We start from the raw sequence: 18,567 nt of genomic DNA on the forward strand, positions 1-18,567 counted from the left end.
AAACGAATTCATAGTAGCATTGGTTATAAAACTCCTCAAGCAATAGAAGATCTAGCTAAAAAGGTAGCTTAGATTTAACTTTTTTGTGTCCAAAATATTGACTCAAATCCACTAATAAAGAGAAGGTAAACGTACTTGATACAAATATATTGGATTATAATTTGATATTCTAAAAGATAACTAATTAATTTACCAATTCTCACTTTATATGTATTATCAGTCTTAGATTTATTTAGCAAACAGATTATCACTTCTACAATTGGTTTAAGAATAACATTATAGTATAGGAAAGTATCATTATGTTTTACAAAATTATCCGCACTATCCTTCTTAAAAATAGTTGTTATAACAACCAAATTTCTCAATACATTTTCAGGATTATAGACCCAAATTCTGTATTTAAATAATTTTAGGCAAAACTAAAGAGCACGAGTTCGTTAAGATAACAAACTCATGCTCTCAATAAACTTTCTAATATGTTAGTGTTATAAGATTACTGTCTATTTCCCAACGTATCCTCACTTATTTCAACGCACGCTTCGGTAATTTATCAATATTTTCTAACATAATACCTGTACCAACAGCAACGCAATGCATTGGGTTTTCAGCGATTAATACTGGTACTTTTAATTCTTCAGCAAGAAGCATGTCAATGCCGTGTAATAAAGCTCCGCCACCTGTTAAGATTACACCGCGGTCAATGATGTCTGCAGATAATTCTGGTGGAGTACGCTCTAATACACCTTTTGCTGCTTGCACAATGATTGCTGCGTTTTCTTTTAATGCTTCTGTAATTTCTTCTGAACATACTGTAATTGTACGTGGTAAGCCTGTTACCATATCACGTCCACGAATTTCAAGTTCTTCGCTACGTGCACCTGGGAATACTGTACCAACTTTGATCTTAATGTCTTCTGATGTACGTTCCCCAATTAATAGTTTATACTTACGTTTAATATAGTTTAGAATCTCCATATCAAACTTGTCACCAGCCATTTTGATAGAGGAAGAGGTAACAATATCACCCATTGAAAGTACGGCAATATCTGTTGTACCTCCACCAATATCAACAACCATGTTTCCGCTTGGCTGGAAGATTTCCATACCAGCACCGACAGCAGCTACTTTTGGTTCTTCTTCTAAAAAGACTGTTTTTCCACCTGAACGTTCAGCAGCTTCACGAATTGCTTTTTGTTCTACAGATGTGATATTTGTTGGACAACAAATTAAAATGCGAGGTTTTGAAAAGAAGCTCTTTACGTCCAATTTGTTAATAAAATGTTTTAACATTGCTTCTGTAATGTCAAAATCTGCAATTACACCATCTTTCAGCGGACGAATCGCTACAATATTACCAGGTGTACGTCCTACCATACTTCTTGCTTCTTCACCCACCGCTAATACTTTTCCTGTATTACGATCAATTGCCACAACTGATGGTTCATTTAATACAATACCCTTACCTTTTACATGAATTAATACGTTAGCCGTTCCTAGGTCAATTCCGATATCTCTCGCAAACATTCCTATGTTTTCCTCCTCAATATTCAAAGTCAGGTTGCACCCGAATTCTTTTACACCTAATTTCTGATTTTATCATAAATTTAACAGAAACGTAATATTCGCAAAAAGAATTCTTCTTAAAATTATGAAGAAATGCATAAGGAATGTTTGCTTTATAAGCTTTTATTGTTGCACGGTTTTTTCTGTATCTTCTTTTCTATATTTCTGTTTTGTTGCTTCTCCTCCACGTAAATGACGAATTGACTTATGATAATCAAGAATTTCCTTTACTTCATTTGCGAGCTCTGGATTAATTTCTGGCAGACGCTCTGTTAAATCTTTATGGACTGTGCTTTTTGATACCCCAAACTCCTTTGCGATTACACGCACTGTCTTTCTTGTCTCCACGATATACTTACCAATCTTGATAGTTCTCTCTTTGATGTAATCGTGCACACCACTCGCCTCCCTAAATTGGATGTGAGAAGCGTGAAATGAGACTCGCTGCATACGACTAAGAAGTAAATTCGAGTGCTGTTTGTAAGCGTTAAATATTCTAGGATTTATAATGAAATGCTTCACGATTTCTCACCTCAAACACTCTCTTTGCTTTGGTTTATACCATTGTATTGCCCGCATTACTGATATATGCTACATGTTCACTATTTTTGCGGACTAAGTGAAGAAAAATTACAAATTTGTGTGAGAAATACGTTAACAATGACAATTTTCTCGTTCAAAAAATGACACTCCTAAAAAAAGAGCGTCATTCTTCATGATCATATTCTTCTTCTAATAATTGATGGTGGGGAACTTCCTTCTTGCTCGTAATGTAATAATATAAAGTGAATAAAACGAACAATAAAATCATGACACTCGTCAGAACAAATGCAAATGACAGAGTAATCTCCTCCTTTTAGACATATATATTCGAGAATACCGTTATTTTTCCTTGTTCTTGCCATTCTTTCCTTACAATTAGTTACTTGTATATAAAAATAAAAAAATCAACCCTCGAAAGTCGGATTGATTTTTTATTGTATTATTCTTGTGTAGAAGAATTGCTAGATGATTGTGTAGAATCATTTGTTGATTTTTCTTCTTTTTGCTGCTTGTCTTCCAGGTTGCTATTTGTAGATTTATCCTCTTTTTGCCCTTTCTCTTCAGGCTGGCTATTTGTGGATTTATTTTCTGTTTTACCTTTTTCTTCAGACGTGCCGCTTGTAGACTTATCTTTGCTTTGCTGTTTATCCTCAGTTTTATTCGCAGCACCGCTTGTTGCTTTCGTTTCGCCTGCTTCTGCTTTAATGTCCGCTACAGATTTATTTAAGTAGCTCTCTGGGTTAACAGCCACACTATTTTTACGTACTTCAAAGTGAACATGAGAACCTGCTTCTTTATTCATCGCACTTAGGCCGGATTTTCCTAATACTTCACCTTGTGCAACCTTTGCACCTTTTTCTACTTTTACACTACCTAAGCTTTGATAATATGTTGTAACACCATTTCCATTATCCACTGTTACAACATAACCAAGTAATGAGTCTTTTTCCGCCTTTGTTACTGTGCCGCTCAAAGCTGCGGTCACATCGAACTCTTTCCCATTCTTGGCTGCGATATCCATTCCTTTGTTTGGAGAATATGTGTTGTTATAAAAGACTAGTGCTTGTTCTTGCTCTTTCTCCGATGCTCCGTCCTCATAAAACTTCTTCTGTACTACTACTTCTGCATTTGCTGCAGCCGGCATTTTCACAACTTCAGAAGACTTCGTTACTGGAATTCCTGGATCTTCTGCTTGATTATACGGCGTTGCTCCCTCATGATTTGGCGCTTTCTTTGGATTTGCTGCCTGAAACCATAGAGCAACTGACAAAATGACTGCCGCACAAGCAATGTATATTGCCGGAAATACCCAACGTTTTTGAAATAAATGAACTACTTTTCGCGACTTTTTATTATTCCTTCCTCGCATTCTATCATCACCTCAGCAATCATTTTGAACAAGATTCCTTCATCCTATACAACCTATAACAAATTATTTTTCGACAAAATCTGTAAAAATATGTATAGCATTTGCAAAATTTCCGAGGAAATGATGAAAAAAGAAAAAACTGAGCAGTTTGGCTCAGTTTTTAGTCTAATTGTTTCTTTTTATAAATAACGAGAAAAGCGATGACAGTTATGATTAACCAGATCGCCATATGGAATACGTTTAATTGAATAGCTGAGAAACCTTTTCCCTCTATTACACTTACAATGGCTTCCAAAATATGCGTCGTCGGTAAATACGCTGTTATCTTTTTTAAGATTTCGTTCTTAATCATTTCATTTAAAAACGGCGCCACAAATAAAATCATCGAAATAGGTGTTGCCATTACAGAAACTTGTACTAAATTTTTCGATAGTAAACCAATTAGAGATCCAAAAACCATGAATAATAACGTTCCGATTATAAAAATCATTAACAGCAAGAAGATACTTCCTTGCAAAGCATTTAATAACACTAAGCTTATCATATTTAACAAGATACTAAAAATGACGATAGGCAATGATTTACCAGCAATGATTTCAAGGGGAGATGCAGGCGAGAGCATGAGTACGCGCAATGTATGTTTTTCTTTTTCTTCTGCAATTAAAGTAGCTTGTGAAACTGTTGTGACCATGCTCATAACCATAACAACAACAATTCCGCCCATAAATTCCTTACCGCCTCCCAGTTGTTTATAGAAAAGCGCTAATCCTAGTGGCATAATGGCCATCAGTAAAATTTGTGCATTATTTTTTAAATCTTGCACCTCTTTACGTAAAATAGCTGAAAATCGTTTACTTGAAAATGTCATGCTAAATCCCTCCCAGTTACTTCAATAAAAATCTCTCCTAAAGTTGGTTCATAGGAATGAATGGATAGCAATTCCCCTTTTTTCATCCATTCCGAAATACGTTTTGCACCTAATTCATCTTTTTGTACCGTTTCTTTTTTCTTATCTTTTAATACAACTTCAATTTTATCTTTCGCATATTGTAAGCGAAGGTTTTCGGGCGTATCAAGCGCCACAATTTCCCCGCCGCATAAGAAGGCAATGCGGTCACAAAGCGTTTCTGCTTCATGCATGTTGTGCGTTGTTAAGAAAATTGTTGTCCCCTCTTTATTTAAGTCTTTTAAGATATGATGAATGTTTTGGACGTTTCCTGGATCAAGTGCTGATGTTGGTTCATCTAAGAAGAGGATGTCCGGTTTATGAAGAATAGCTCTCGCTAATGTGACACGCTGCTTCATCCCTTTTGATAACTTCTTAACTTGTGTTTTTTTATCTTCTATTAAGTTCACTTGCGTGAGTACTTCATCAATTCGTTCCCTTTTACAATCGTATAAGTCACAAAATAATAGTAAATTATCATAAATGCTAAGTCTTTCATATAAGCCGCTATTATCTGTTAAAATACCCATTCGCTTATAGTCGATGCTGCTTGGCCCTGTAATATCCGCCCCTAATACTCTCACTGTTCCAACACTATGGAGTAACTGAGACGTTAAAATTTTCACTGTCGTGGTTTTCCCTGATCCACTTGGTCCAAGGAAACCGAAAATTTCTCCTTGTTTTACTTCAATATTGACATTTCGAAGTGCTGTTTTTTTGTCAAAGGTTTTCATTACATCTTTCATTTCAATTGCCAATGTCATTTCGTCATCCCCTTTGTTTTTCTTTTATAGATCATTTCGCCTCAGCTTGCTGCGTTCGCTGTTTCTGACCTAATCATATGAAAAACAAAGGGTTTACGCAGTAAAATACCGGTAAAAGGAGTATTTTTACCGGTGAATGCATCCCATTTCGGCTCTACTAGAGCATCATTTATAGTCCAATGACATCTTTCAATTCATCCATTCTTCCTTTTGAAAGCGGAATGGAACTTTTGCGCTCATCATCTAAAATTAAACTGAAACTATTTCGCGTCCAAGTGATGACTTCTCTTACACGTTGTAAGTTCACAAGGTACGATCGGTGACATCGAAAGAAACCGAATCCTTTTAATCTATTTTCTAACTCACTTAATGTTAATGTACATATAAAATCCCCTTCATGAACATGAATATGAGTTGTGCCACTTTGCGTTTCAATAAAATGAATCTCCATCGGATCCAACAAAATAATTTTGTCATTCACTTTTGCTGGAATTCTTTCTAATTTCATTTGCGGAATCATTTGAATGCCTTTTTCTTCCTCTTTCTCTTCTGCTTCTTCCTGTTCAAATTCAATCTTTTTTACACCTTCTTGATTTAATATGTAGACATCCTCCGTTAAGGATAGTGCATCAGATAAAAAGGATGATGTAATAAAAATGGCTTTTCCATTCTCTTTCATCTTCATAATTGCCTTGCGAATGATAATTGTACTTTCAATATCTACATTTTGCTCTGGTTCTTCTAAAATAATTAAATCTGGATTATGAATCATCACTCTACCAATATGAAGACGACGCTTTTCAGAAAATGATAGCTTCTCTATCTTTGTATCCAACTTATCGACTAGCCCAACGCATTGTACAACTTCTCCTATGCTCATATTTGAGTCATACAACCCGGACAAAAAGGAAAGATATTCTTTTACTTTCAAACGGTTATATGCTTCATCTTTTAAAAAGCAAAATCCAATGCGGGAATATGCACTTTTACGAATTGGTTCTTCTTCAAATAATACCATTCCGGAAGAGGCCTCTTCTTCTCCAATGATAATGCGGTGCAATACTTTAGCGGTATGATTATTACATTGCAGTACAACGCATTGCCCTTTTTCAACGCTCATATCTATAACCGGTAACTGATTTGTCTTCCCTAGTTGTTTTAACTTGAGTAACGCCATCTTTTCTCCTCCAGATGATTTTTTTATCTTATTATATCAAACACCCCATGGAAAATTATGATATTTTTTCCATCACAAAAAGGAGCTCATGTAAATGAACTCCTTTTTGTTTCGAATCACCGATCTATTTTTAAACGAGCGACACTCACATATGATGAATCCCTTGTCACCTAATTTTTTGCCATTAACTTGCCTTCATAGTCATTCAACGTTTTAATTTCGATTCCTTTATAATAATGCGCAACAATCTCTGTATACCCTTTTCCCTCTTTTGCCATTCCATTGGCACCATATTGACTCATGCCAACGCCATGCCCGTATCCTTTCGTTGTGACGACAATATGATTCCCCTGTTGTTTCCATGTAAAATCAGAGGAGCGTAAGCCAAGCTTTGTTCGCACTTCTTTCCCTGTTAATACTTTCCCTTGAAACTCGACACCTTTTACACGTTTTCCTTCTGTACGCTCTTGAATATGACCGACTTTTCCATTTTCCAGCACCTTTACCCCAAGGCGCTTTTGAAAGTCAGCTACAGTAAATGTTTGTTCACTCGTAAATTTCGGCGAAGCTTGATCCCATGGACTGTCTACACTCTTTAAGTACGGGTAGTCATTTCCCCAATAATCCGCAGCATTTTCCGTGCGTCCATTACTTGTGGAGAAGAAGGACGCTGTAATCGGGTTACCTTCATACGTTAAAACTTGTCCGGCCGTTTTCGATACAGCTTCTTCAATTTTTTTAAAATTTTTATCATAGTCCTTACCCCATATTTTCTTTAATTCTTCTTTACTTTTGTACACTTGATCATTCACCGTGTCTGTCACATCTGCATTCTGTTTCTTCGTACCGCTTAACATACGCTGTACGATAAATGTTCTAGCTGCTAGTGCCTGTGCTTTTAACGCCTCTAACTCGAAGCTCGCATTCATTTCAGATGCTACAACGCCTGTAACATATTCTTCTAGTGGTAACTGTTCGATACTTTTTTTGGCATCGCGATATACTGACACTTGAACAGCAGTATTTACCTTCTGGGGAGCTGGCACATTTTGAACGACTGGAGGATTTTTAAACGACTGACTTACTTTCGTTTTTGCATATGGAATGACAAGCATGGCTGGCACAATAATAACGAGCGCTATTAAGAGCGCCATTGTAATGAAAAGTGGCTTTGAAATTTTCATCTTTTTCCCCCGCTATAAAATTAGATTCATTTTATTTTTATGGGGAATGGGAGATTTTTAGAACAAGTCTTACTTTCCATTTTACTCTTTAAATTTTCTAAATTTTTAAGCAAAACAGGCATAAGTCACGGAATTATTGACTATAACAGTAATAGAACAAAAAAATAGCCCCCAGTCATGAGACATAGGGACTATTTTCATCATTATGCATGAAGGTCAGAAACTTCTTGTTCTTTCACTTCTTCCATGTTTTCATTGATACGTTCAATCGTTGCACCTAGTGCAGCTAGTTTCTTATGGAAGTTTACATACCCACGATCTAGATGTTTTAGTTCGGTTACACGAGTGTGACCTTCTGCTACTAAACCAGCTAGAATTAACGCAGCTGCTGCACGCAAGTCAGTTGCTGATACTTCTGCACCTTGTAAATTATTCGGTCCGTTCATAATAACAGAGCGACCTTCAATTTTAATATCCGCGTTCATACGACGGAATTCTTCAACATGCATGAAGCGGTTCTCAAATACCGTCTCGGTAATCATACTTGTTCCGTCAGCTTGTAATAATAATGCCATCATTTGTGATTGCATATCTGTTGGGAAGCCTGGGTGAGGCATTGTTTTAATGTCAACGGCTTTTAATTTGTCTGGCCCGATAACACGTAATCCTTCATTTTCCTCAATCACTTTTACACCCATCTCTTCCATTTTCGCCGTAACAGAGCGTAGATGTTCTGGTACTGCATTTTCAATTAAGATGTTACCACCTGTAATTGCTGCTGCAACCATAAATGTTCCCGCTTCAATACGGTCAGGAATAATAGAGTGGTGCGTACCATATAATTTATCAACGCCTTCAATGCGAATGGTTCCCGTTCCAGCTCCGCGTACTTTAGCACCCATTGCATTTAAGAAGTTCGCTAAGTCAACAATTTCCGGTTCTTTCGCAGCGTTTTCAATGATTGTTGTCCCTTTTGCTAATGCAGCAGCAGACATAATATTTTCTGTTGCACCTACGCTTGGGAAGTCTAAGTAAATTTTTGCACCTTTTAGTTCTCCCTCTACGTATGCCTCAACGAATCCATTACCAACTTTTACTTTTGCTCCCATTGCTTCGAAGCCTTTTAAATGTTGGTCAATTGGACGTGAACCGATTGCACATCCGCCAGGCAGAGCAATGCGAGCGCGACCGTTACGTGCTAATAATGGCCCCATTACTTGGACAGATGCACGCATTTTACGTACATATTCAAACGGCGCTTCAATTTTTAACTCTTTTGAAGCATCGATTGTTACTTGGTTATTTTCAAATACGACTTCAGCATTTAAATGACGTAATACCTCATTGATTGTGTATACGTCAGACAAAACTGGTACTTCAGATAGTACATTCTTTCCATCACTCGCTAATAGGGCTGCAGCGATTATAGGTAATACAGCATTTTTCGCGCCCTCAACACGCACTGTGCCGTTCAACCGCTTTCCGCCACGGACGATGATTTTTTCCAATTTATTCCCCTCCGTGTCCTTTTTTCAATATCTATTCATTCAATACTCAGAAGTTATGATCGGTGTGCCAACCACAATTGTATCTTTGTTGTCTGTAGAACGTATTGCTATTTGCACATTTATTTTCTCTCTATTTGTTGAAAGAGCGTCATTCCACTTTTTATTATATGCGGAGACTGACACAAATGCTCTTTCTTCTATTTTTTCGATCGCTCTTGCTGAAAGATCTTTTAAAACCTGGTTGGTTTTATTTTGCAAAACACCTTCAATCTTATCATTCAGTACACCCTTAACACAAGTGTAAATTATAGGTTTTGTACTAAAAATTGTATCCATTTTTCGAATGTTTTTTGGATCCCATTTTTCCCCGCTTACTTCAAAGATAATGAAAGTGTTTTCTTTATTATTTTCCTTACTCCAAGTGACTACTATTCGTTCTTCATAAGAAGAAAATTTTTTATATGCCGTTACTTTATATCCATCGTGAGATTGTTCTAATTCCCACTTCTGAACATTTGCTTTTTCCTTTACATCGTTTAACAATTTTTGAAACGTATGTATGTTAGAGATTGTTTTCGTCTCCCGCGCTAACCATGACCATCGCTCCACTTTTGCTCCATTCTTTTCAAGAGCGGCGATCATACTCTCCATTTTCTCTTCATCGTTTATCGGTTTAACCCCTTTATATCCAACTAAGAATACGACCATGATTCCGACAACGATAAGAATTGTTTTTAGACTCTTCAAGTTTCATCCCCTCCTATCCCCATTCTTAACGGAGATATGAGGTTCTATACCCTTACTTGACCAAATACGTTAAACTCTTCGAATACCCTAAATAATCAAGAAAGAAGTTACTTACAGACGTACCAATTGCAATTGTAACAAGAATAAGTAAGATTCTTGTTTGCAGTACTTTTCCAGATTTCATTAGGCGTTCGATATGAATTCCTTGCAAAGCCCACCATGTAATGGTAATAAACAATAAATGCGACACCATTGCAATCAGTGCTTGTTGCCCTAAAAGTTGCGCCAAAAAAATCGACCCCTTTTTGACCGGCTTTCATGATTAAGATGTGCAGCGCAATCTTAACGCTGGAAGCCATCATACTTTTTCTCGCATACATAGACGCCATAACCTTCAAAACACGAGAAATCATGTTTCTACGTGCGCGTTTGCACGCAAATAAAAAGTGTAGAGTAATCACTCTACACTTTTTATTTCCACTATTGTACCATGTTCCCTGTAAAGAAGAAATCCTTCATAAGCGGAAAATAGTCATGAAAGAAATTGTAGCTAATTTCTGGTAAAACTCCGAGCATGACAGTTGCGAGTGCGCAAAAGCAAACTACGGCTTTTACATTTATCGGAATGTGCACGCTGTCCTCTTCATTTCCTTTCCGGAAAAATATTTGCTGTAAAATTCGGAAATAATATATATAGGAAATAACCGTTGTTCCCATCATTACAGATGCGAGTACGTAATAGGACGGCTCTATCACAAATGCTCCTAAGAAAATATTTACTTTCCCAATAAAACCGGCTGTTCCTGGAATACCTGCTAAAGATAAAATGAAAATTGTCATCATCAACGCTAGGAATGGAGAACGTTTGTACAAACCAGAGAAAACATTTATATTTTCATTTTCACTTTGTAAGATTAATGCGTGAATAATCGCAAACGCCCCGGCATTCATCAATAAATAGGCAAGTATATAAAACCACATGCTGTCCATTGTAAAAGGGGATAGCGCCACTAGCGGAACGAGTAAATAACCAGCATGAGCAATTCCTGAGTAAGCAAATAACCTCTTTATATTATGTTGCTTTAATGCAATCACGTTACCAATAATCATCGTAATCCCTGCTAAAACAGCAATATAGACACTCATATAATGAAACAGTGTTTCTTCCTTCCCTTGGATCGTGACGCTTCCAAATGTCATCAAGAATAGCCGTACAATCATAATGAATCCAGCAATTTTAGAAACTGTTCCGAGAAACGCTGTTACTGGTGTCGGCGCCCCTTCGTATACATCCGGTGCCCACATATGAAATGGTGCCGTTGCAATTTTAAATGATAATCCGACGAACATTAATAAGAAGGCAAGCGCTAATAAGAGTTGAATACTACCTGCCACACCTCCAGCAAGAACACGCTGCATTTCCACTATGTTTGTTGATCCCGTAATACCATATACATAACTCATTCCAAACAACGTAATAGCTGATGCAATCCCTCCATTAATCACATATTTCATCGCAGCTTCATTGGAAGCACGCCTTTTCTTTCGAATCCCAACTAAAATATATGACGAAAGGGAAAGTAGCTCTAAACTGATAAAGAGTGTAATAAAATCGACGCTAGATGCCATAAACATCGCACCAAGTACCGCCATGAGAAGTAAGTAGTAATATTCTCCTTTATATGGAATTGGCTCTTTTTTATCGTCGCTTATCGCGATACATAAAACGAGGATTGCCCCCACTAAGAGTAATGTTTTAAATCCTTTCGAAAAGCCATCTAACACGAAGGAACCGTCCAAAATGGTTCCTGCTGGTTCATCATAGAGCATAATGAGTGCAAAAAGGGAGAAACCAGCGGTGAGAACAGCTCCAAATGATACGTACTTTTGATTCACCTTAAAAAACAAATCAAGAAGAGAGAGAAGAATGGCTCCGCCAAGAAGAATAAACTCCGGAATCATAAGATGCCACGGTAACTGAAACAACACCTCCATATCCATCCTATCTCACCCCCAATGTTTTTAATGTATCTTGAAGTGGTTCTCCTAATACATCCGGTAATACACCGATCGTTATAATACACGCAAGTAGCAACAGAACCGGAATGTACTCCCATCCACGCATATCTGACTGTTCTTCTACTTCTCGTTTTCCAAACGTTACTTGTAAAGTTGCTCTTAAAACATATGCGGCTGTTAATACAATGCCAAGCACCCCAACGGCGGCTACAATTGGCTTCTCTTGGAATAGACCGAGAAAAGCAAGAAATTCGCTTACAAATCCAGACATTCCTGGCAATCCAAGCGAAGCCATGCTTCCTGCCAATAAACATCCGCTGAGCATCGGAACTTGTTTAGCAAGGCCCCCAAGCTTCGTAATGTGCGACGTACCAAATCGTTCTTCAATTACGCCAAGTAAGAAAAAGAGTAGCGCGGCAATTAAACCGTGCGACACGACTTGAAAGAGCGCCCCTTGTACACCTGCTGCATTCAGTGCTGCAAGTCCAATTAACACAATTCCCATATGCGAAATACTAGAATAGGCCAGCACCTTTCGGAAGTCGGTTTGAATGAAGGCAAGGAAAGCGCCGTATAAAAAATTTACTACGCCTAAAATAGCCAAGATAGTAGCAAAGCTTTGAAATTGCTCTGGAAATAACCCTTTTCCAAAACGAATCATACCGTACGCCCCAATTTTTAGCAGCACACCCGCATGTATCATCACAACTGCCGGATGTGCTTCCACGTGTACATTCACCATCCATCGGTGCATTGGAAATACCGGTAACTTAATACTAAACGCAATCATCAGTGCGATAAATATGCTGAGCTGGAGCGAATGAGATATCCCGCTAAAAAATGATGAATCCGTCCCTGCTAAAATCGTTTTCAACGCTTCAAAATTTGTTGTGCCTGTTTTAGCAAACAAAATGGAGAAAATAATGAGTAAAATCGCTGAGCCAATTCCGTTATATATTAAATAGCGATACGATGCCTGTTCGCTCGACAACTTCCCCCATTTTCCAATTAGCAAAAACATCGGCGGTAATGTAATCTCGAAGAAAATAAAGAATAAAAATAGGTTTTCCGCCGCGAAAACACCAAGCACTCCGATTTCAAGCGTTAATAACAGCATGTAAAAAGCCTTCACATGATGCTGAATTGAAAAAGCTGTCAGCGCCGCAAGCATGACTAACAGTGAAGCTAACATCATCATTACAAGGGAAAAACCATCCATTCCGAGTTCATAGTCAATGACAAATAAGTTTTTGTCTAATTCAGGAAAGTTGCCGAATTGAATCCATTTTACCTTTTCTGAAAAAATGGCTAAATTCTTCCCAGAAGCATATGTGCAGGCGAAAAAAATTGCTGTTCCAAGCGGAAGCATCGTGCCAAATAAGCCAATCCTGCGCAATGCACGTACTTTTGTTTTTGGTATAAATAAGAGTAAGAAGACACTAAGAAGTGGGGAGAAAATGAAGAAAGATAATAAGAAAGCACTCATTGCCAATACCCCCCTGTATATAACAAAATGACAACCAATGCAGCTAAAGAAATAGCAGTCACCGTTCCGTACACTTGTACATTACCGTTTTGAAGTTTTGATCCTCCGTAACTTCCCCCTTTAACGAGGCTTTGGATGAGCTTTGCAATTCCCTCCACGATACATACTTCAAAAAAGTGAAGTGCATAAGCAATACCTTTTACAATCGGCAACACCGTCACCTGATATATTTCATCTATATAATATTTTTTTATAAGTAGATGAGATAGAATTGTCCCTTCTCCCTCAGCCCAGTCTTTAGAAAGGGAGCACTTGCTATACATCAAATAGGCAAGGAGGATTCCTCCAAAAGAGACGAGCGTTGCTATGGCCATAATCCAAGCAGGTCCGTGTCCGTGCTCTACTTGAAAGGAAACATCCTTTATGAGCCAATCTCCAAGAAATGTTCCGAACCAAGGTGTATGAATGTATCCTATCGCAACAGCGAATACCCCAAGAGCAGTCATCGGCAATGTCATAATCCGCGGAGATTCATGTACTTCCCTCTTTGCTCTCTCTTCTCCGGTAAAGACAAGAAAGTACAAACGGAACATATAAACGGACGTTAAGAACGCTGCTAAAATGGCGAGGACAAATAAAACATAATTGCCGTGCATCCACGTTGCCATTAAAATTTCGTCTTTACTAAAAAATCCTGAAAAAAACGGAACGCCACTAATTGCAAATGTACCGACTAAAAAGAGTACTCCTGTAACTTTCATCTTCTTTTGTAAGCCGCCCATCTCATGAATGTTTTGTGTATGCACCGCATGAATGACACTGCCAGCCGCCAAGAACAGGAGTGCCTTAAAAAAGGCGTGTGTCGTTAAATGAAAGATACTAGCGACATATCCCGCCGAACCAAGCGCAAGCATCATATAACCGAGCTGACTCACTGTAGAATACGCTAGAATGCGTTTTATATCAGTTTGTACAAGCGCAATGGACGCCGCAAAAATCGCCGTAAATCCTCCCACAATTGCTACGGTCTGCATAGCTACAGAGCTGGCTACGAAAAGCGGAAACATCGCCGCAACTAAATAGACGCCGGCCGCGACCATCGTCGCCGCATGAATAAGTGCTGAAACTGGTGTAGGCCCTTCCATTGCATCCGGTAGCCACGTATGCAATGGAAATTGTCCCGACTTCCCCACGGCACCAATAAATATGAAAAGCGCTGTAAGCGTAATGATAGAAGGAGAAATTGCCTCCGTTTGTACCGCTTTAAAAATAACATCATAATCAAAACTACCCGCTTGCCAAAAAAGAAGAATCATCCCGATAAATAAGCAAGCATCGCCAATGCGCGTCATAATAAAAGCTTTTTTAGCAGCTGCTTTTGCCTCTTCTTTAAAAAAGTAAAATCCAATTAATAAAAAGGAACCGAGACCAACAAGCTCCCAAAACACGTAAAGTTGCAATAGATTTGTTGAAATGACAAGCCCGAGCATCGCAAATGTAAATAATCCGAGATACGCATAAAAGACCGGCAAGCGTTCGTCGCCTTGCATATATCCTTTTGCATACACATGTACAAGAAAACTGACAGTAGTCACAATAAAGAGCATTAGCGCATTCAATGCATTAACCTCAAATCCAAATGAAATGTCAACACTCCCAGCCTTTAGCCATAACCAAGTGTGCTTGACATTGTCTGAGGAAAAGCGTTCTAATAAGACAATTACCGCACCCACTAATGAAAGAAATGTGAAAAGGCTGCCAAGGAGGCTGCTAATTCCTTTTAATTTCCTCCCAAATAAAATGAGTAATATAAACGAAGCAAGCGGGAAAAGCGGTATGAGCCATGCATAATCGATCATCGTTTCCTTCCCCCTTTTCAGTTACAATTAACCTTTCAACTTATTCATCTCATCGACATGAACAGTTGTACGATTGCGATATAGTGCAATTAAAATTGCGAGTCCAACCGCTGCTTCTGCCGCCGCAACAGACATCGTAAATAACGAAAAGATTTGCCCTGTTAAGTTCGGAAAAAAACCAAGCTTACTAAAGGCAACTAAGTTTAAATTAGCGGCATTTAACATCAGTTCCATACAGACTAAAACAATAACCGTATTCCGTTTTGTTAAAGCACCGAATAGCCCGATGCAAAATAAAATAATTGCTAAAGTTAAATAGGCCGAAGCTGGGACACTATTCATGAGAATCCCCCTTTTCTTCATCCTTCTTAGCAAGGACAATCGCTCCAACAAGCGCGACAAGTAAGATAACTGATGTTAATTCAAATGGAATTACATATTTCGAATACAAAAGGGTACCAATTTGAAGTGTATTTTGTTCATGAAGAGGTAAAATTTCCTGTGTATTTTGATTTGCAAAGTCGATGTTATGAACTGCAAAGTACATCACCATTCCAAATAATATAACTGCGAGGAAAACAAGTATTTTGCGAAGACTAATCCTTGACTCATTCTCCGCATCATGCTGCGTTAACATAATGCCAAAGATCATAATAATGGTAATAGCTCCGGAGTAGATTAAAATTTGCGCTACCCCTATAAATTCAGCTGCTAGAAGAAAGTATAAACCTGCAATGCTGAGAAATGTGAACACAAGGGCAAGCATCATATGCATTACTTTCGTTACATTCAGCATGAACACTCCGCCAATAACCGCAGTGAAAGATAGTATAAAAAATGCAATCAGCTCACCGGTCATGCTTTATTCTCCTTTCTAACGTTTTCATCATTTTCATCTAACCATTGCAAGTTTTTAAATAAATCATCACGTGTATACTCCGCTAGTTCAAAGTTATTTGTCATAACAATAGCCTCTGTCGGGCACACTTCCGTGCATAAATCACATAGAATACAAATTTCAAAATTAATATCATACGTATCAATGATCTTCCCTTTTTTCGTAGGATCTGGATGTTTTTTTCCGGTTAACTGAATGCAATCAGTGGGGCAAATATTGGCACATTGATTACAAACAATACACTTTTCCGGATAGAATTTTTGAATGCCGCGAAATCGATCTGGCAGCGGCAATGGTTGGTTTGGATAATCATATGTCACCTTTTTCTTACTCAAATTAATTAGCGTATATTTCAACCCTTTCAATAACCCTTTCATCTCTTGCTAACGCCCCCTCACAGATTAGAAGAACAACTCCTTAATCAATGCCGTTAAAAAGATATTAGCCAGTGCAATCGGTAATAGTACCTTCCAGCCAAACTCCATTAACTGATCCCCTCGCATACGAGGGAATGTAACACGGAACCAAATGAATAAAAAGACAACCGCACTAAATTTGAGTGCAAACCATACAGCACCTGGGATAAAGCCAAGAAAGAGTACCGGGTTCCAGCCGCCTAGGAAGAGTACTGTCATTAAAGAAGCCATTCCAAAGAGATACACATACTCAGAAAGCATAAAGAAGGCCCAGCGGAATCCAGAGTATTCCGTATGATATCCAGAAACAAGTTCAGATTCTGCCTCAGGTAAATCAAATGGTGTCCGATTGAGTTCGGCAACCGCCGCAATAAGAAAAATAATAAAGCCGATTGGCTGCGCAAAAATGTACCAAACCTTTTCCTGCGATGCGACGATTTCGTTTAAATTCAGGCTACCTGTCAATAAGACAATGCCGATTACACTCATAACGAGAGGAATTTCATAGGAAATCATCTGCGCCGCCGCTCGCATCCCGCCGAGCAAAGAATATTTATTATTCGATGCCCAGCCGCCAGTCAAAACGCCAATCGTTGTAATTCCTGAAATAGCAATATAATAAAGAAGGCCAACACCGATATCAGCAAACTGAAATCTAGATGTAAACGGAATAACAGCCAGTACCATAAAGGCTGGTGCAAAAGCGATGATCGGCGCCAATATAAATAACGGTTTATCGGCCGCTTTCGGAATACTATCTTCTTTTAAGAGGAGTTTGAGCACATCCGCTACCGTTTGTAATAATCCGAAGCGTCCCCCGACTTGGTTTGGACCGACCCGCCCTTGCATAAATCCCATTACCTTTCGTTCTGCTAAAATCCCGTATGTAACAAAACCGAGGACTGCAAATAATAGAAGCACAGCTAACCCAAAGAAAATAAAAAAATTCGACCAACTTGCAGATGACTCTAGCAGCCTTTCAACCATTAGCCATCAACCTCCCCAAGCACAATATCAACACCGCCTAAAATCGTAATTAAATTGGCGATATTTTCTCCCTTCAAAAGCTTCGGTAAGATTTGTAGATTGTAAAAAGATGGCCTGCGAAACTTTAAACGATACGGCTCTTTCTTTCCTTCGCTCGCAATATAACAGCCAATTTCTCCTCGCGGCGATTCAATACGGACGAAGGCCTCGCCCTTAGGAGCCTTAATAATTCTCGGTACTTTCGCCATGACGCTTCCTTCTTTCGGAAACTGCTCGGCCGCCTGCTCAATAATTTTGAGTGACTCTTCTATTTCCGTCATGCGGCACATATACCGATCCCAAGCATCGCCTACTTCTCCAACAGGGACATCAAAATCAAACTGATTATAAATCGAATACGGTTCATCCTTCCGAATATCCCATTTCACACCTGTACATCTTAAATTTGCTCCACTCAATGAATAGGAAATCGCTTCTTCCGCGCTATATATACCAACGCCTTTCACACGATTTAAAAATATTTCATTTCCACTAACAAGATCATGATACCCTTTCAATTGCTCTCTCATATAAGGAACAAACTCTCGCACCTTTTGAATCCAACCGTCCGGCGCATCCCACTTCACGCCGCCGACGCGCATATAATTGAACGTCAGCCTTGCGCCGCACAGTTCATTTAGAAGATTAATCACCATTTCTCGCTCCCGAAATGCATATAAAAATGGACTCACTGCACCAATATCTAAAAGATTCGTCCCCCACCAAACAAGATGGCTTGCAACGCGGCCTAGTTCCATTGCGAGAACGCGCAAATACTCAGCGCGCTCAGGAATCTCAAGTCCCATCATTGTCTCCACTGCGTGACAAATGACATAATTATTAGTCATGGCAGATAAATAGTCCATTCGATCTGTATACGGAATAATTTGTGTATATTGTAAACTCTCAGCGATTTTCTCTGTTCCTCGGTGCAAATACCCGATGACAGGCGTAGCTTCTTTAATGATTTCTCCATCAATTTTAATAATAAGTCGGAACACTCCATGAGTACTCGGGTGCTGCGGCCCCACATTTAAAAGCATTTCCTCTGTACGGATCATC

At 38.6% G+C, this 18,567-nt stretch carries 19 protein-coding genes; all 19 read right to left on the reverse strand.

Going from position 1 to position 18,567, the window contains the following annotated elements; translation table 11 throughout:
* Positions 1-522: 522 nt before the first annotated feature.
* Positions 523-1,524, reverse strand: coding sequence for a rod shape-determining protein (mreB, locus tag MR063_RS10540; RefSeq protein WP_012096246.1), 1,002 nt, complete (start codon positions 1,522-1,524; stop codon positions 523-525).
* 162 nt (positions 1,525-1,686) lie between these two features.
* A complete protein-coding gene (gene spoIIID / locus MR063_RS10545) occupies positions 1,687-1,959 on the reverse strand; it encodes a sporulation transcriptional regulator SpoIIID (protein ID WP_140388451.1) in 273 nt (90 codons plus the stop codon).
* A 310-nt stretch (positions 1,960-2,269) separates the two neighbouring features.
* The gene (locus MR063_RS10550) at positions 2,270-2,404 is read right to left on the reverse strand and encodes an ABC transporter ATP-binding protein (RefSeq protein WP_242144962.1); all 135 of its coding nucleotides are present in this window, start codon (positions 2,402-2,404) and stop codon (positions 2,270-2,272) included.
* A 141-nt stretch (positions 2,405-2,545) separates the two neighbouring features.
* Positions 2,546-3,475 (reverse strand): stage II sporulation protein SpoIIQ, encoded by a 930-nt coding sequence (locus tag MR063_RS10555; protein ID WP_242197421.1) that lies wholly within the window; start codon positions 3,473-3,475, stop codon positions 2,546-2,548.
* Positions 3,476-3,635: 160 nt separating this feature from the next.
* Positions 3,636-4,343, reverse strand: a complete 708-nt coding sequence (locus tag MR063_RS10560; protein WP_242197424.1) for an ABC transporter permease — start codon at positions 4,341-4,343, stop codon at positions 3,636-3,638.
* Positions 4,340-5,185, reverse strand: a complete 846-nt coding sequence (locus MR063_RS10565; protein WP_242197427.1) for an ABC transporter ATP-binding protein — start codon at positions 5,183-5,185, stop codon at positions 4,340-4,342. The genes MR063_RS10560 and MR063_RS10565 overlap by 4 nt, the downstream gene beginning before the upstream one ends.
* Positions 5,186-5,354: 169 nt before the next feature.
* The gene (locus MR063_RS10570) at positions 5,355-6,362 is read right to left on the reverse strand and encodes a LytTR family transcriptional regulator DNA-binding domain-containing protein (protein ID WP_242197430.1); all 1,008 of its coding nucleotides are present in this window, start codon (positions 6,360-6,362) and stop codon (positions 5,355-5,357) included.
* Positions 6,363-6,532: 170 nt separating this feature from the next.
* On the reverse strand, positions 6,533-7,546 hold the full coding sequence (spoIID, locus tag MR063_RS10575; protein ID WP_242197433.1) for a stage II sporulation protein D: 1,014 nt from the start codon (positions 7,544-7,546) through the stop codon (positions 6,533-6,535).
* Positions 7,547-7,749: 203 nt separating this feature from the next.
* Entirely contained in the window at positions 7,750-9,054 is a 1,305-nt protein-coding gene (gene murA / locus MR063_RS10580; protein WP_242144826.1) for a UDP-N-acetylglucosamine 1-carboxyvinyltransferase, read from the reverse strand.
* Between the two features lie 39 nt (positions 9,055-9,093).
* Positions 9,094-9,762, reverse strand: a complete 669-nt coding sequence (locus MR063_RS10585) for a YwmB family TATA-box binding protein (RefSeq protein WP_242197827.1) — start codon at positions 9,760-9,762, stop codon at positions 9,094-9,096.
* A 91-nt stretch (positions 9,763-9,853) separates the two neighbouring features.
* Positions 9,854-10,090, reverse strand: a complete 237-nt coding sequence (locus tag MR063_RS10590) for a DUF1146 family protein (RefSeq protein WP_242197436.1) — start codon at positions 10,088-10,090, stop codon at positions 9,854-9,856.
* A 191-nt stretch (positions 10,091-10,281) separates the two neighbouring features.
* Positions 10,282-11,796 carry an NADH-quinone oxidoreductase subunit NuoN gene (gene nuoN, locus MR063_RS10595; protein WP_396021833.1) on the reverse strand — a complete coding sequence of 505 codons (1,515 nt, stop codon included), beginning with the start codon at positions 11,794-11,796 and terminating at the stop codon, positions 10,282-10,284.
* A 7-nt stretch (positions 11,797-11,803) separates the two neighbouring features.
* Positions 11,804-13,306: an NADH-quinone oxidoreductase subunit M gene (locus MR063_RS10600; protein WP_242197442.1), complete on the reverse strand. Its 1,503-nt coding sequence runs from the start codon at positions 13,304-13,306 to the stop codon at positions 11,804-11,806.
* On the reverse strand, positions 13,303-15,165 hold the full coding sequence (gene nuoL, locus MR063_RS10605) for an NADH-quinone oxidoreductase subunit L (protein ID WP_242197445.1): 1,863 nt from the start codon (positions 15,163-15,165) through the stop codon (positions 13,303-13,305). The genes MR063_RS10600 and nuoL overlap by 4 nt, the downstream gene beginning before the upstream one ends.
* Before the next feature lie 27 nt (positions 15,166-15,192).
* Positions 15,193-15,507, reverse strand: a complete 315-nt coding sequence (gene nuoK, locus MR063_RS10610) for an NADH-quinone oxidoreductase subunit NuoK (RefSeq protein WP_242197448.1) — start codon at positions 15,505-15,507, stop codon at positions 15,193-15,195.
* Positions 15,500-16,024, reverse strand: coding sequence for an NADH-quinone oxidoreductase subunit J (locus MR063_RS10615; protein ID WP_242197451.1), 525 nt, complete (start codon positions 16,022-16,024; stop codon positions 15,500-15,502). Before MR063_RS10615 ends, nuoK begins: the two co-directional genes overlap by 8 nt.
* Positions 16,021-16,440, reverse strand: a complete 420-nt coding sequence (nuoI, locus tag MR063_RS10620) for an NADH-quinone oxidoreductase subunit NuoI (RefSeq protein WP_242197454.1) — start codon at positions 16,438-16,440, stop codon at positions 16,021-16,023. Before nuoI ends, MR063_RS10615 begins: the two co-directional genes overlap by 4 nt.
* A 24-nt stretch (positions 16,441-16,464) precedes the next feature.
* The gene (nuoH, locus tag MR063_RS10625; protein ID WP_242197457.1) at positions 16,465-17,466 is read right to left on the reverse strand and encodes an NADH-quinone oxidoreductase subunit NuoH; all 1,002 of its coding nucleotides are present in this window, start codon (positions 17,464-17,466) and stop codon (positions 16,465-16,467) included.
* Positions 17,466-18,566, reverse strand: a complete 1,101-nt coding sequence (gene nuoD / locus MR063_RS10630) for an NADH-quinone oxidoreductase subunit NuoD (protein WP_242144817.1) — start codon at positions 18,564-18,566, stop codon at positions 17,466-17,468. Before nuoD ends, nuoH begins: the two co-directional genes overlap by 1 nt.
* Position 18,567: the final 1 nt, after the last annotated feature.

The organism is Bacillus cereus group sp. BfR-BA-01492 (assembly GCF_022662815.1).
In the GTDB taxonomy this organism is placed as follows: domain Bacteria; phylum Bacillota; class Bacilli; order Bacillales; family Bacillaceae_G; genus Bacillus_A; species Bacillus_A cereus_BD.

Bases quoted from the DNA above. Each gene is read 5' to 3' on its own strand.
- mreB (WP_012096246.1), bottom strand. From the start codon at position 1,524: ATGTTTGCGAGAGATATCGGAATTGACCTAGGAACGGCTAACGTATTA.
- MR063_RS10555 (WP_242197421.1), bottom strand. From the start codon at position 3,475: ATGCGAGGAAGGAATAATAAAAAGTCGCGAAAAGTAGTTCATTTATTT.
- MR063_RS10560 (WP_242197424.1), bottom strand. From the start codon at position 4,343: ATGACATTTTCAAGTAAACGATTTTCAGCTATTTTACGTAAAGAGGTG.
- MR063_RS10565 (WP_242197427.1), bottom strand. From the start codon at position 5,185: ATGACATTGGCAATTGAAATGAAAGATGTAATGAAAACCTTTGACAAA.
- MR063_RS10570 (WP_242197430.1), bottom strand. From the start codon at position 6,362: ATGGCGTTACTCAAGTTAAAACAACTAGGGAAGACAAATCAGTTACCG.
- spoIID (WP_242197433.1), bottom strand. From the start codon at position 7,546: ATGAAAATTTCAAAGCCACTTTTCATTACAATGGCGCTCTTAATAGCG.
- MR063_RS10585 (WP_242197827.1), bottom strand. From the start codon at position 9,762: ATGGTCGTATTCTTAGTTGGATATAAAGGGGTTAAACCGATAAACGAT.
- nuoN (WP_396021833.1), bottom strand. From the start codon at position 11,796: ATGGAGGTGTTGTTTCAGTTACCGTGGCATCTTATGATTCCGGAGTTT.
- MR063_RS10600 (WP_242197442.1), bottom strand. From the start codon at position 13,306: ATGAGTGCTTTCTTATTATCTTTCTTCATTTTCTCCCCACTTCTTAGT.
- nuoL (WP_242197445.1), bottom strand. From the start codon at position 15,165: ATGATCGATTATGCATGGCTCATACCGCTTTTCCCGCTTGCTTCGTTT.
- nuoK (WP_242197448.1), bottom strand. From the start codon at position 15,507: ATGAATAGTGTCCCAGCTTCGGCCTATTTAACTTTAGCAATTATTTTA.
- MR063_RS10615 (WP_242197451.1), bottom strand. From the start codon at position 16,024: ATGACCGGTGAGCTGATTGCATTTTTTATACTATCTTTCACTGCGGTT.
- nuoI (WP_242197454.1), bottom strand. From the start codon at position 16,440: ATGAAAGGGTTATTGAAAGGGTTGAAATATACGCTAATTAATTTGAGT.
- nuoH (WP_242197457.1), bottom strand. From the start codon at position 17,466: ATGGTTGAAAGGCTGCTAGAGTCATCTGCAAGTTGGTCGAATTTTTTT.
- nuoD (WP_242144817.1), bottom strand. From the start codon at position 18,566: ATGATCCGTACAGAGGAAATGCTTTTAAATGTGGGGCCGCAGCACCCG.